Source organism: Paraburkholderia sp. SEWSISQ10-3 4 (assembly GCF_030464785.1).
Taxonomy (GTDB): Bacteria; Pseudomonadota; Gammaproteobacteria; order Burkholderiales; family Burkholderiaceae; genus Paraburkholderia; species Paraburkholderia aspalathi.
Genome location: NZ_JALPRI010000002.1, coordinates 103,168 through 116,621 on the forward strand (window position 1 = coordinate 103,168; position 13,454 = coordinate 116,621).

Sequence of the window (13,454 nt, forward strand, 5' to 3'; positions counted from 1 at the left end):
CCCTTTTACAATCGGCCGAAGCTGCCGCGGCCGTGCTTCGTCCGCGTCGTCTGTTCAAAGAGCGTTCCTCTATATCCAGGAGACGAGCATGTCCGCTGTACCCGACGAAGTCATGAAATATGTCGCTGCCGAAAAAGACGACGATCCCCAGGAAACCGGCGAATGGCTGGAAGCGCTGGATGGCGTGATTTCTGCTGTGGGCCCCGATCGCGCTCACTACCTGATCGAGAAACAGATCGAATTCGCCCGCGTACATGGCGAACATCTCCCGTTCTCTGCAAACACCCCCTACATCAATACGATTCCCGTGTCGCGTCAGGCGCCGATTCCCGGCGACCAGGACCTCGAGCACCGGATTCGCTCGTACACGCGCTGGAACGCCATCGCCATGGTGCTGCGCGCGGGCAAGGATACGAACGTCGGTGGCCACATCGCCTCGTTCGCGTCGGCCGCCACGCTGTACGACGTTGGCTACAACCACTTCTGGCACGCACCGTCCGCTGAACATGGCGGTGACCTCGTGTTCGTGCAGGGTCATTCGTCGCCGGGTGTCTACTCGCGCGCGTTCCTGCTCGGCCGTCTGACCGAGAACCAGCTCGACAACTTCCGTCAGGAAGTGGGCGGCGAGGGCATCTCGTCGTACCCGCACCCGTGGCTGATGCCGGATTTCTGGCAATTCCCGACCGTCTCGATGGGCCTCGGCCCGATCATGGCGATCTATCAGGCGCGCTTCATGAAGTACCTGCAGGCGCGCGGCATTGCGAAGACCGAAGGCCGCAAGGTCTGGGCCTTCCTCGGCGACGGCGAAACGGATGAACCGGAATCGCTCGGCGCAATCGGCATGGCCGGTCGCGAACGCCTCGACAACCTCGTGTTCGTGATCAACTGCAACCTGCAGCGCCTCGACGGTCCGGTGCGCGGTAACGGCAAGATCATCCAGGAACTCGAAAGCGAATTCCGCGGCGCCGGCTGGAACGTCATCAAGGTCGTCTGGGGCAGCCGCTGGGATGCGCTGTTCCAACGCGACAAGTCGGGCGCGCTGATGCGCCGGATGATGGAAGTCGTCGACGGCGAATATCAGACGTACAAGTCGGAGTCGGGCGCGTATGTTCGCGAACACTTCTTCAATACGCCTGAACTGAAGGCGCTGGTTGCCGAGTGGTCCGACGAAGAAATCTGGAACCTGAACCGCGGCGGCCACGACCCGCACAAGATCTACGCAGCGTTCTCGGAAGCTTCGAACTCGCAGGGCCAGCCGACCGTCATCCTCGCGAAGACGATCAAGGGCTACGGCATGGGCGAAGCCGGCCAGGCGATGAACATCACCCACCAGCAGAAGAAGCTGCACGTCGATCAGCTGAAGAAATTCCGCGATCAGTTCCGTCTGCCGATTCCCGACGAAGACCTCGTCAACGTGCCGTACCTCAAGTTCGAAGAAGGTTCGAAGGAACTCGAGTACATGCGCGCTCGCCGTCAGGACCTCGGCGGCTATCTGCCGGCGCGTCGTCAGAAGGCCGAGTCGCTGCCGGTGCCGGCGCTCGACGCGTTCGAGCCGCTGCTGAAGGGCACGGGCGAAGGCCGCGAGATCTCCACGACGATGGCGTTCGTGCGGATCCTGAACATCCTGCTGAAAGACAAGGCGCTCGGTAAGCGCATCGTGCCGATCGTGCCGGACGAGTCGCGTACCTTCGGTATGGAAGGCCTGTTCCGTCAGATCGGTATCTGGAATCAGGAAGGCCAGAAGTACGTGCCGGAAGATTCCGACCAGCTGATGTTCTACCGCGAATCGGAAACCGGCCAGATCCTGCAGGAAGGGATCAACGAAGCCGGCGGTATGTGTGACTGGATCGCAGCCGCGACGTCGTACTCGACGCACGGCGAGATCATGATCCCGTTCTACATCTTCTACTCGATGTTCGGCTTCCAGCGTATCGGCGACCTGGCATGGGCGGCGGGCGACATGCGTTCGCGCGGCTTCCTGCTGGGCGGCACGGCCGGCCGCACGACGCTGAACGGCGAAGGTCTGCAACACGAAGACGGCCACTCGCTGCTGTGGGCGGCATCGGTGCCGAACTGCATCAGCTACGACCCGACGTTCGGTTACGAACTCGCGGTCATCATGCAGGACGGTCTGCGTCGCATGGTTGCTGACCAGGAAGACGTGTACTACTACATCACGGTGATGAACGAAAACTACGAGCACCCAGCGATTCCGCAGGGCGATGCTGTAGCGGCCGACATCATCAAGGGTATGTACTCGTTCAGGAAGGCCGATGCTGATAAGAAGGCACCGCGCGTTCAGCTGATGGGCGCAGGCACGATCTTCAACGAAGTGATTGCCGCTGCTGACCTGCTGAAGAACGACTGGGGCGTCGCTGCCGACCTGTGGAGCGTGCCGAGCTTCACCGAACTCGCTCGTGAAGGTCACGAAGTGCAGCGTTGGAACCTGCTGCATCCGACGGAAGAGAAGAAGGTCTCGCACGTCGAGAGGCTGCTGAAGGACGCACAAGGTCCGGTCATCGCTTCGACCGACTACGTGCGCGCGCTGACCGAGCAGATCCGCGCGTTCGTGCCGCAGAAGTTCGTCGTGCTGGGCACGGATGGCTACGGCCGTTCGGACACGCGCGAAAAGCTGCGTCACTTCTTCGAAGTCGACCGCTACTGGGTCACGGTTGCCGCGTTGAATGCACTGGCAGATGAAGGCACGATCGAACGCAAGGTCGTCGCCGAGGCGCTCAAGAAGTACAACCTTGATCCCGCCAAACCCAACCCGATGACCGTCTAAGGCATCATTCCCCGTGTGCCACGGCGTGCGCGCCTGCTCCTGATCGACAGGAGCGGGCGGCGTGCGCGGCCCAGGAGACACTAACAATGAGTCAAGCGATCGAAGTCAAGGTGCCGGACATCGGCGATTACAAGGACATTCCTGTAATCGAGGTGCTGGTGAAGGCGGGTGACACCGTCGAGAAAGAGCAATCGCTCGTTACGCTGGAGTCCGACAAGGCGACCATGGACGTGCCGAGCTCGGCTGCCGGCGTCGTCAAGGAAGTGAAGGTCAAGGTTGGCGATAACGTGTCGGAAGGCTCGCTGATCGTCGTGCTGGAAGGCGCGGGCGCGGCGGCTGCCGCACCGGCTCCGGCGCCTGCCGCTGCACCGGCTCCGGCTGCTGCGCCGGCACCGGCGCCCGCTGCGGCCGGCGGTGGCCTGCAGGAAGTCAAAGTGCCGGATATCGGCGACTACAAAGACATTCCCGTGATCGAAGTCTCGGTGAAGGTCGGCGATCGCGTCGAGAAAGAGCAGTCGCTGGTGACGCTCGAATCCGACAAGGCGACCATGGACGTGCCGAGCTCGGCCGCCGGTGTCGTCAAGGAACTGAAGGTCAAGGTCGGCGATACCGTGTCGGAAGGCTCGGTCATCGTCGTGCTGGAAGCGGATGGTGCTGCTGCGCCGGCTGCGGCTGCCGCACCTGCGGCGAAGCAGGAAGCGCTCGAGAAGCCGTCGGATGCGCCGGTTGCTCCTTCGCCTGCGCCGGCTTCGCCGTCTGCGCTTGCACAAGCGCCGCTGATCCAGGCTGGCGAGGGTGGTGCTCGCCGCGCGAGCCACGCTTCGCCGTCCGTGCGCAAGTTCGCGCGCGAACTCGGTGTCGACGTGACGCAGGTGCAGGGCACGGGTCCGAAGGGCCGTATTACGCAAGCGGACGTGACCGGCTTCATCAAGGGTGTGATGACGGGGCAACGCGCTGCACCGGCAGGCGGTGCTGCACCGGCTGCTGCGGGTGGCGGCGAATTGAATCTGCTGCCGTGGCCGAAGGTCGACTTCACCAAGTTCGGCCCGGTCGATCCGAAGCCGTTGTCGCGCATCAAGAAGATCTCGGGCGCGAACCTGCATCGCAACTGGGTCATGATTCCGCACGTCACGAATAACGACGAAGCGGACATCACCGATCTCGAAGCGCTGCGCGTGCAGTTGAACAAGGAAAACGAAAAGGCCGGCGTGAAGTTCACGATGCTGGCGTTCGTGATCAAGGCGGTGGTTGCTGCCTTGAAGCAGTTCCCGACGTTCAATGCGAGCCTCGACGGCGACAACCTGGTGTTCAAGCAGTACTACCACATTGGGTTTGCTGCCGATACGCCGAACGGCCTGGTCGTTCCGGTGATTCGCGACGCGGACAAGAAGGGCTTGATCGATATCGCGAAGGAAATGACCGAGCTGTCGAAGGCTGCGCGTGACGGCAAGCTGAAGCCGGATCAGATGCAAGGCGGCTGCTTCTCGATTTCTTCGCTGGGTGGGATTGGCGGGACTAACTTCACGCCGATTATCAATGCGCCGGAAGTTGCCATTCTCGGGTTGTCGCGTGGCGCGATGAAGCCGGTTTGGGATGGCAAGCAGTTTGTGCCGCGTCTGATTCTGCCGCTGTCGTTGTCGTATGACCATCGGGTGATTGATGGTGCTGCGGCGGCGCGGTTCAATGCGTATCTGGGTGCGATTCTTGCCGATTTTCGGCGTGTGATTCTTTGATGTGGTGATGGTTGCGCGGGGCGCGGTTTTTTTGTTTATCCGCGTCTCTCTGTAGAACCTGCTTTCTTAGTGGTCTATTAGCGTTGCCCCTGTGCGGGGCGGCACCTACTTTTCTTTGTCTTCCAAAGAAAAGTAGGCAAAAGAAAGGCGCGTCCTTGGGCGGACAGCAAAGGAAGTTGCTGTCCGCCGCGGTGCCTGCTTTTAGGCTGCTTTTTTTTGGTTCTTCCCTCATCACGATCAATAAGAGAAGGGGACACTATGAGTCTCGTCGAAGTAAAAGTGCCGGATATCGGTGACTTCAAGGACGTCGATGTCGTCGAAGTCAATATCAAACCGGGCGATGTCATCGAGAACGAGCAGGCGCTGATGACGCTCGAGTCCGATAAGGCCTCCATCGAAGTGCCAAGCGATACCGCCGGCACCGTCAAGGAAGTACGCATCAAGGCCGGCGACAAAGTCTCGCAAGGTACGGTCATCGCGCTAGTCGAAACGTCCGCAGACGCAGCACCGGCTAAGGCGCCTGAGAAAGCGCCCGCTCCGGCAGCAGCGCCTGCACCGGCGCCGGCGCCTGCGTCCAAAGCGGCAGCGCCCGCGCCGCAAGCCGGTAGCTTCTCCGGCAGCGCGGATATCGAGTGCGACATGCTCGTGCTTGGTTCGGGCCCCGGCGGTTACTCGGCTGCGTTCCGCTCGGCCGATCTCGGCATGAAGACGGTGCTCGTCGAACGTTATTCCACGCTCGGCGGCGTCTGTCTGAATGTCGGTTGTATCCCGTCGAAGGCGCTGTTGCACACGGCCCTTGTTATCGATGAAGCGGAAGCGCTCGGCTCGCATGGCATCACGTTCGGCAAGCCGCAAATCGATCTCGACAAGCTGCGCGACTTCAAGTCGGGCGTCGTCAAGAAGCTCACTGGCGGTCTCGCCGGCATGGCCAAGATGCGCAAGGTCGAAGTCGTGACGGGTACCGGCTCGTTCGTCGATCCGTATCACATGGAAGTCGTGACGGACGGCGGCAAGAAGGTCGTCAAGTTCAAGCAGGCGATCATCGCCGCGGGCTCGGAAGCGGTGAAGCTGCCGTTCATTCCGGAAGATCCGCGCGTGGTCGATTCGACCGGCGCGCTGGAGTTGCGTCAGATTCCGCAACGCATGCTGGTGATCGGTGGCGGCATCATCGGCCTGGAAATGGCGACGGTCTACGCCACGCTCGGCGCAAAGATCGATGTGGTCGAAATGCTCGACGGCCTGATGGCCGGCGCGGACCGCGATCTGGTCAAGGTCTGGGAGAAGTACAACAGCAAGCGTTTTGCCAACGTCATGCTGAAGACCAAAACCACCGCAGCGGAAGCGAAAGACGACGGCATCTACGTGTCGTTCGAAGGTGAAAAGGCCCCGGCCGAAGCGCAACGCTATGACCTCGTGCTGGTCGCTGTCGGCCGTACGCCGAATGGCAAGAAGATCGGCGCGGACAAGGCAGGCGTGGCCGTGACGGACCGAGGTTTCATCGACGTCGACAAGCAGATGCGCACCAACGTGCCGCATATCTTCGCGATCGGCGATATCGTCGGTCAGCCGATGCTCGCGCACAAAGCCGTGCATGAAGCTCACGTCGCTGCGGAAGTCGCTCATGGCGAGAAGGCGTACTTCGATGCACTGCAGATTCCGTCAGTGGCCTACACCGATCCTGAAGTGGCGTGGGCCGGCAAGACGGAAGATCAGCTGAAGGCCGAGGGCGTCAAGTACGGCAAGGCGGTGTTCCCGTGGGCAGCCTCGGGCCGCGCTATCGCCAACGGTCGCGACGAAGGCTTCACCAAGCTGTTGTTCGACGAAGAAACGCATCGCGTGATCGGCGGCGGGATTGTCGGTTTGAACGCCGGCGACCTGATCAGCGAAGTGTGTCTCGCAGTCGAGATGGGTGCGGACGCAACGGATATCGGTAAGACGATTCACCCGCACCCGACGCTCGGTGAATCGATCGGTATGGCCGCCGAGTTGTACGAAGGCGTCTGCACCGACTTGCCGCCGCAGAAAAAGAAATAATGCTGCTGCCCCCGCCTGCATGCAGACAGGCGGGGTCGAAAAAGCAGAGGCAAAAAAAACGGCGCGCCCCGCAAAGGGCGCGCCGTTTTTTATGCAGCAAGCAGCGTAGAGCGTTTGGCAACATGCGCCGCGCATCTCAGGCAGCGGGAAAAAAAATCCCGGCCTTTCGCCGGGCAAACGATACGTCATTCAACGTATCGGAGCGTTCGGCCAGATGAAACTGTGTGAGCGGCAACGGCACGACGCAGTTGCTTGCATGTTGTTGCTGCAATCGCGCCGGCCCTGCCATGAGGCGGGGCCGGCGTGATGTGCGGCTTGAAACTTAGACTGCCTTCTTTGCCGAGCGCGATGCTTGTGCAGCGGCTTGCGATGCTGCCTTCGATGCGGCCGTTGCGGCTGCATTGAAGTTGCTTTCAGCGATTTCGACAGCTTGCTTGGTTGCCTTGTGGACCGTTTCGTACGTGGTGTTGGCGGCGGTGATTGCCGACTTCAGCACGGCGACAGCGGTTTCCGAACCGGCCGGGGCATTCTTCGCAACGTTTTCGACGAGCGACTGGACCTTGCGGTTTTGCTCTTCGAATTGGGCTTCTGCGACGCGGGTGAACTCACCTTGCGTTGCCGAAACGATCTCATACACGTGACGGCCGTACGACAGCGCCTTTTCAGCCACCGGTTGTGCGAGGCTAGCTTGCAGTGCCAGCAGTTCCTGCGCGTCCTTCACCGACAGGGCGCGTTGGGCATTTTCCTGGCTTTCCGCGAGCGTCGATTTCACGACTTGCAGGTTCAGTTCAACCAGCTTTTCGACGCCTTCAAATGCTTTGGTCGTCAGGCCGAACAGCGTTTCAAAGTTGGCTTTCTGGGCTGCAGCGAATTGCTCAGGGGTCAGCAGAGTCATGGTTTACGCTCCTGGATCGCGGTCTGTCTGTGCGGACCGCATTGGGTTGGTGGCGAGACGCTCTCAGCTCGTCTCCCCGGACCGCGATGTTTTGTGCATCGCAGCAATGGTTCCCATTTTAGGATGGTGTTAACGAATGTCAAGTGTTTTTTGTGCGTCGCACAATATTAAGAAATTACTGATAAAACAATACCTTATGCGGTGGGCATGACATTCGTTTGACGCAGGTTGATTTGTCCTTCGCACCGCGCTGGTGCAGAACAAATCCGCATTTGTTACCGATTTCAGGAGGGATTTTGACCGCGCGATGCGACCCGGTGCGGGTGGAATGGCAAATCGGCGTTTGACAAAAAACCCGTCGATTGCTCTTCCCGATGTAAACCAGAAAGTGTCACGGAACGTTAATGCTCTATGCCGGTCGAATGCGCGTTGGCGGTCTCCAGCAGGTGTTTAACAGCCTGCGGCAGGACTCGCTCGACGTCCCGGCGTGCCGGCAAGGCTTTACGTGCCTGCGCTCTGACCGTATTTCCCCTGATCAAGGTTGTCTCGAAATTGCCGTTATGCTGAAAGAATCGGTACGATTCCGGCATTTGGCGGCAAAGGCGAGGCGAAGCGCGTTGGCGATCGTTTTTTTCGATCGGAACGTGGCACTTATTTGTGTTTTTGCGATCGGAGCTTACAAGCCGGTTTAAGGAGCGCGTATAAGTGCTTCAAATTGCTAATTTTTCGTTGTTTTACTACACTTGCGGAAACCTCTTGCCGCTCCCTACTGAACACCCATGAAAACCGACATGTTTTCGTCGCTAAAAGTGATCCACGGCGCGGCTCGCAGCACCGCTCTGTCGGTGGCCGTCTCCATGGTCATCGCAGCGGCGTTCGCCACGCCTGTCAGCACTTTTGCCGCCACGCCCGCCACCACGGCAAAAACCTCCAAACACGCGAAAGCGGCCAAAAAGCCCGCCGCGGCCCCGGCTGACAAAGTGTCGAGCAAGAAGGCCGCCAAAGGCGCCGCTGCGAAGACCGTGGCCGCTGCAGATGACGACGCGCCGCGCGCGAGCGTCAAGCGCAAGCGCGTGACGTACTCGTCGAACGGTCGTCACCACTCGGTGATGCGCCGCGTCGCGTACGAACCGCGTCCGCCTACCGTCGGCCAGGCTTTCGGTCTGCACGACACGCCGGACGCGCTGATGCTGCGTTCGAGCGTCGCCTATGTGATCGATCAGAACACCGGCGAATCGCTGTTCGACAAGAATTCGCGCGCCGTGGTGCCGATCGCGTCGATCACCAAGCTGATGACCTCGATGGTGGTGCTCGACTCGAAAGAGCCGATGACCGACCAGATCGAAGTCACCGACGAAGACCGCGATTACGAGAAGAACACCGGTTCGCGTCTGTCGGTGGGCTCGGTGCTCTCGCGTGAAGACATGCTGCACATCGCGCTGATGGCCTCGGAAAACCGTGCCGCCGCCGCGCTGTCGCGCTACTTCCCGGGCGGCCGTCCGGCGTTCCTCGCGGCAATGAACGCGAAGGCCAAGCAGCTCGGCATGACCGACACGCACTTTGAAAACCCCACGGGTTTGACGAGCCAGAACGTTTCGAGCGCGCGCGACCTCGTGAAGATGGTCAACGCGGCGTATCAGTATCCGATGATCCGCAAGTTCTCGACCGACCACAGCTACGAGGTGTACACCGGCAAGCGTTCGCTGGCGTACAACAGCACGAATGCACTGGTGCGTAATCCGACGTGGGACATCGGTCTGCAAAAGACCGGGTTCATCAACGAAGCGGGCGAGTGCCTCGTGATGCAGGCGACCATTCACGGCCGTCCGATGATCATCGTGCTGCTCGATTCGTCGGGTAAGTACTCGCGCTTTGCGGACGCGACGCGTCTGCGTACGTGGCTCGACAACGGTGGCGATCAGCCGCGCATCACCAGTGCGGATGCCGGCGGCTCGGGTACCTGAAGCGCGCTAGCGTGCTCTGGCGGCCGGTTTTGAACCGGCCAGAAAAAAAGCCTCGCAGAAGCGAGGCTTTTTTATTACGTCGGAGGAGGACGCGTGATCACCCGCTTATGCGTGCTGGGGATGCGTATGCTCCTGCGGCGTCTGAGGGCGATAACCCAGCGACGCGGAAATCAACAGCGCCGTTTGGCTGAGCTGCCCCAACCACGAGTCCTGCAAGCGATCCGCCGGGGCCGAAAGCGACAGGCCCGCGACCAGTTTGCCGGTGTCGTCGTAAATCCCCGCTGCGATGCAGCGCACGCCCAGTTCCAGTTCTTCGTTATCGCGCGCGCAGGCCTGCTGGCGCACGTGCGACAACTCACGTTCGAGCTTGGTCAGATCGGTGATGCTGTTCTGCGTGTGGCCGGAAAGCCCGGTCCGCGTGGCGTAGGCGCGCACGCGGGTCGATTCGTCCGCGGCGAGGAAGAGCTTGCCCACCGAGGTCAGATGCAGCGGCGCCCGCCCGCCAATCGCCCGCACGACCTGCATGCCGGAACGCTCGGAATAGGCGCGTTCTATATAGACGATCTCATCGCCCTGGCGCACCGACAGGTTCACGGTCTGCCCGGTTTGACGGTGCAGTTCGCGCATCGGCGTGAGTGCCGCGTCGCGTACCGAGAGCCGCGCCTTCACCAGATTGCCCAGTTCGAGCAGGCGCATACCGAGACGGTAAGTGCCGGGATCCGACCGGTCGACCAGCCGGCACATCACCATGTCGTTCAGGATGCGGTGCGCGGTGGACGGGTGCAGCTCCGTGCGGATGGCGAGTTCTTTCAGGCTGACCGGGTCGCTATGCGCAGCGAGTGCATCGAGCAAGCGCATCATGCGTTCGATCACCTGGATCGAAGTTTTGGGATCCGGGTTCGTATCGCTCATGGGGAGGAATCGGTTGACGCGTCAAACAGCGGAAATTGATTGTATCCCGTATTGTGAAAAGATGGAAAGCAGTTGGAACGTCTATTCCAATTTAACGTGGCATTCGTCTTATGCCTTCCGGCCGTTGGTATTGTGCGGCAAACAGCGGATAATCAGGGACGTTTTCCCGAAGGAGGGCTCATGCGAGTCGGATTGTTCGTTACCTGCCTGATCGACCTGATGCGCCCGGAGATCGGTTTTTCGGTCATCAAGCTGATCGAAGGCGCCGGTTTCGAGGTGGTGGTGCCGCCCGCGCAGACCTGTTGCGGGCAGCCCGCGTACAACTCGGGTGAGCGGCGCATCGCGCGCGATCTGGCCGAGAAAACCCTGCGTGAATTCGAACAGTTCGACTATGTCGTGGTGCCGTCCGGTTCGTGCGGCGGGATGATCCGCGCGCATTACGGCGACCTGTTTGCCGACGATCCGGAGTTGATGAACCGCTTCGGCCGCTTGCGCGCCAAAGTGTTCGAGTTGACTGATTTCCTTGTCAACGTGGCCAAGGTGCAATTGCAACCCGGTGAGTTCGCGGGCCAGGTGACGTACCACGATTCCTGTTCGGGGCTCCGCGAACTGGGTGTCAAAACGCAGCCGCGCGCGCTGCTGGCGCAGGTGGGCGTGGCGGTGACTGAAATGAAGGATTGCGAGCATTGCTGCGGCTTCGGCGGCACCTTCGCGATCAAGTACGGCGACATCTCCACGGCAATCGTCGATGAGAAATGCGCGAATATCGGCGCGAGCGGCGCCGGCACGGTGGTGCTCGGCGACCTCGGCTGCATGCTGAATATTGAAGGCCGCTTGCGACGCACCGGCGATACCGCTACACGCGTGCTGCACATCGCCCAGGTGCTGGCCGGCGACGCGTAACGATCGTCGCAGCATCCAGAACGCGCAGTTGATTCGGTACACGCCATTTCGCGCGCTTCACTCGTTCATTTGATTCGCTTTTCGCTCGCGCATTTCAACAGCGCATTTCACTTGCGCTTTTCATTCGCGCTTTCACTCGAATACGCTCAAGGCCGCCATGCAAGTCCAATCGATGCATTTCAAGGCCCGTGCGGGCCAGAAACTCGCCGACCAGCGTCTGCAGCAGAACCTGACCAAGCTGTCGACCAAGTTCGTGTCCGCCCGCGCCGCGGCCATGACCGCGATCGATTTCCCCGCCACCCGCGCAGCGCTGAAGGAGCGCCGCAATCGCGCGCTGGAAAATCTCGACGTCTGGCTTGAAACCTTCGAACGTGAAGCGACCCGGCGCGGCGTCACGGTCCTGTTCGCCGAGACGACGCAGGAGGCCGCGCGCCTTGTCGGCGATATTGCGCGCCGGCACGAGGTGAAGAAGGTGATCAAGACCAAGTCGATGGTCACCGAGGAAATGCGCCTGAACGAAGTGCTCGGGCAGATGGGCGTGCAATCGATCGAAACCGATCTGGGCGAATACATTCTCCAGATCAACGACAACGAGCCGCCCAGCCACATCATCGCGCCGGTCGTCCATAAGGATAAGGACGAGATCGCCGACCTGTTCGCGAAGACGCATGGCCGGCCGCGTCTGACCGAGATCACCGACATGACCCGCGAAGCGCGCGAGATGCTGCGTCCGCACTTCATGACCGCGGACATGGGCGTGACCGGCGGCAACTTCGTGGTGGCGGAGACGGGTTCGGTTGTGCTGGTCACGAACGAGGGCAACGAGGGCATGTGCACGGTGATGCCACGCGTGCATGTGGCGGTGACCGGCATCGAAAAGGTGTTGCCCACGCTGGAAGATCTCGCGACTGCAATGCGTTTGCTGCCGCGCTCGGCAACCGGTCAGGCGACGTCCAACTATTTCTCCGTGCTGACCGGGCCGCGCGGCGCCGGCGATCAGGACGGCCCCGAGCATATGTACGTGGTGCTGGTCGACGGCGGGCGCACGGGGCTGATCGGCGGCGACTTCCAGGACATGCTGCGCTGTATCCGTTGCGGCGCATGCATGAATCACTGCCCGGTGTATCAGAAGGTGGGCGGTCACGCCTACGGCTGGGTTTATCCGGGGCCGATGGGGTCAGTGCTGACGCCGAGCTACGTCGGGATCGACAAGGCACTGGATCTGCCTCAGGCGGCGACGTTGTGCGGCGAGTGCAACAGCGTGTGTCCGGTAGGCATTCCGTTGTCCGATCTGCTGCGCAAGCTGCGCGAGAAGCAGGTCGAGCGGCATCTGCGACCATGGCGCGAGCGGGCAGGGTTCGCAGTGTGGGGCTTCCTCGCATTGCACCCGGACGCTTATGCGCTCTTCACCAGGCTGGCGGTTCGCGTGCTGGAAAGAATGGGCGGGCGAAATCGTTCGATTGCCAGGTTGCCGCTGGGTGGAGCGGGCTGGACCAACACGCGGGATATGCCGGCGCCGGTCGGCCGGACGTTCAGAGAGTTGTACGCCGCGCAACGCAGCCATATTGGTTGAGCGAGCAGCGCAGCGTTGAGGTTTTGCGCGGCTCATACAGGAAGCGCGACGCGAGACTACGCCCGCGTCGCGCCCCGCCGGATCAATGGTCCGTCATCCCTGGCTGGCGACCGTTATTGCTTCTGGCCTGCGAATTCCCGCCATTGCCGCGACTACCGTTGTTGCCTGCCTGTTGTGGCGGAGGCGGCGGTGGGTTGCCTGCTCCCGGCCGCGGAGCATTCGATCCACTCGGTCCTCTCGGCCCGCCAACCGCACCTTGAGGGGGCGGCCCCCCATGCTGCCCGCCGCCGTTCGGCTGACCATGCCAGCCGTTATCTCCCCGGTTGTTGTTTCCATCGTTGCCGTTATTCGGCCGCCCGCGGTCCGGATAACCCGGGTAGCCCCGATAGCCGGGCCCGGGCCCGTAATAGCGGCCGGGCCCATCGTAGTAACCGGGGCCCCCATAATTGCTGTAGCCCATGTAGACGTTGGTCTGCGGCACAACCGGCACGCCGGTGGCATAGCCATCGTAACCGTCATAGCCGCTGTAACCGCCGCCGTAGCCGGCCATCGGCGAGCCGTCCGGATAGACCGCGCAGCCGGCTAGCAACGCAGCAGCGACCATCAAACCGGCGAGTGGAGCAATACGTTTCATTGGAACGACCAGTGCGAAGAT

General features: G+C 61.3%; 9 protein-coding genes. 6 read left to right on the forward strand and 3 right to left on the reverse strand.

Features of this window, described 5'->3' with window-relative positions:
- The first annotated feature begins 88 nt into the window (after positions 1-88).
- The 3 genes from aceE to lpdA all read left to right on the forward strand — a co-directional run bounded on the left by aceE (position 89) and on the right by lpdA (position 6,552).
- Positions 89-2,785: a pyruvate dehydrogenase (acetyl-transferring), homodimeric type gene (aceE, locus tag M0D68_RS06405; RefSeq protein ID WP_266224021.1), complete on the forward strand. Its 2,697-nt coding sequence runs from the start codon at positions 89-91 to the stop codon at positions 2,783-2,785.
- Positions 2,786-2,871: 86 nt separating this feature from the next.
- Entirely contained in the window at positions 2,872-4,518 is a 1,647-nt protein-coding gene (gene aceF, locus M0D68_RS06410; RefSeq protein ID WP_266224022.1) for a dihydrolipoyllysine-residue acetyltransferase, read from the forward strand.
- A gap of 258 nt (positions 4,519-4,776) precedes the next feature.
- Positions 4,777-6,552 (forward strand): dihydrolipoyl dehydrogenase, encoded by a 1,776-nt coding sequence (gene lpdA / locus M0D68_RS06415; RefSeq protein WP_200617824.1) that lies wholly within the window; start codon positions 4,777-4,779, stop codon positions 6,550-6,552.
- 322 nt (positions 6,553-6,874) lie between these two features.
- Here lpdA and M0D68_RS06420 read toward each other — a convergent pair whose 3' ends face one another.
- Positions 6,875-7,447: a phasin family protein gene (locus tag M0D68_RS06420; RefSeq protein WP_054038013.1), complete on the reverse strand. Its 573-nt coding sequence runs from the start codon at positions 7,445-7,447 to the stop codon at positions 6,875-6,877.
- 779 nt (positions 7,448-8,226) lie between these two features.
- Between M0D68_RS06420 and pbpG the strand changes: the two genes are divergently transcribed.
- Positions 8,227-9,411, forward strand: coding sequence for a D-alanyl-D-alanine endopeptidase (pbpG, locus tag M0D68_RS06425; protein ID WP_093633563.1), 1,185 nt, complete (start codon positions 8,227-8,229; stop codon positions 9,409-9,411).
- A gap of 105 nt (positions 9,412-9,516) precedes the next feature.
- Here the strand turns inward: pbpG and M0D68_RS06430 are convergent, their stop codons facing one another.
- Positions 9,517-10,323: an IclR family transcriptional regulator gene (locus tag M0D68_RS06430; RefSeq protein ID WP_093633562.1), complete on the reverse strand. Its 807-nt coding sequence runs from the start codon at positions 10,321-10,323 to the stop codon at positions 9,517-9,519.
- A 180-nt stretch (positions 10,324-10,503) separates the two neighbouring features.
- On the opposite strand from M0D68_RS06430, the gene M0D68_RS06435 reads away from it, so the two are divergent.
- Complete coding sequence (locus tag M0D68_RS06435; protein WP_054038014.1) at positions 10,504-11,226, forward strand: (Fe-S)-binding protein; 723 nt, start codon at positions 10,504-10,506, stop codon at positions 11,224-11,226.
- 157 nt (positions 11,227-11,383) lie between these two features.
- Positions 11,384-12,799 carry a lactate utilization protein B gene (locus tag M0D68_RS06440; RefSeq protein ID WP_266224023.1) on the forward strand — a complete coding sequence of 472 codons (1,416 nt, stop codon included), beginning with the start codon at positions 11,384-11,386 and terminating at the stop codon, positions 12,797-12,799.
- Positions 12,800-12,881: 82 nt separating this feature from the next.
- Here M0D68_RS06440 and M0D68_RS06445 read toward each other — a convergent pair whose 3' ends face one another.
- A complete protein-coding gene (locus tag M0D68_RS06445; protein ID WP_093633559.1) occupies positions 12,882-13,433 on the reverse strand; it encodes a hypothetical protein in 552 nt (183 codons plus the stop codon).
- Positions 13,434-13,454 lie beyond the last annotated feature (21 nt).

What these genes read in the sequence shown, in the direction of transcription:
- aceE (WP_266224021.1), top strand. Translation starts at nt 89, where the DNA reads ATGTCCGCTGTACCCGACGAAGTCATGAAATATGTCGCTGCCGAAAAA.
- aceF (WP_266224022.1), top strand. Translation starts at nt 2,872, where the DNA reads ATGAGTCAAGCGATCGAAGTCAAGGTGCCGGACATCGGCGATTACAAG.
- lpdA (WP_200617824.1), top strand. Translation starts at nt 4,777, where the DNA reads ATGAGTCTCGTCGAAGTAAAAGTGCCGGATATCGGTGACTTCAAGGAC.
- M0D68_RS06420 (WP_054038013.1), bottom strand. Translation starts at nt 7,447, where the DNA reads ATGACTCTGCTGACCCCTGAGCAATTCGCTGCAGCCCAGAAAGCCAAC.
- pbpG (WP_093633563.1), top strand. Translation starts at nt 8,227, where the DNA reads ATGAAAACCGACATGTTTTCGTCGCTAAAAGTGATCCACGGCGCGGCT.
- M0D68_RS06430 (WP_093633562.1), bottom strand. Translation starts at nt 10,323, where the DNA reads ATGAGCGATACGAACCCGGATCCCAAAACTTCGATCCAGGTGATCGAA.
- M0D68_RS06435 (WP_054038014.1), top strand. Translation starts at nt 10,504, where the DNA reads ATGCGAGTCGGATTGTTCGTTACCTGCCTGATCGACCTGATGCGCCCG.
- M0D68_RS06440 (WP_266224023.1), top strand. Translation starts at nt 11,384, where the DNA reads ATGCAAGTCCAATCGATGCATTTCAAGGCCCGTGCGGGCCAGAAACTC.
- M0D68_RS06445 (WP_093633559.1), bottom strand. Translation starts at nt 13,433, where the DNA reads ATGAAACGTATTGCTCCACTCGCCGGTTTGATGGTCGCTGCTGCGTTG.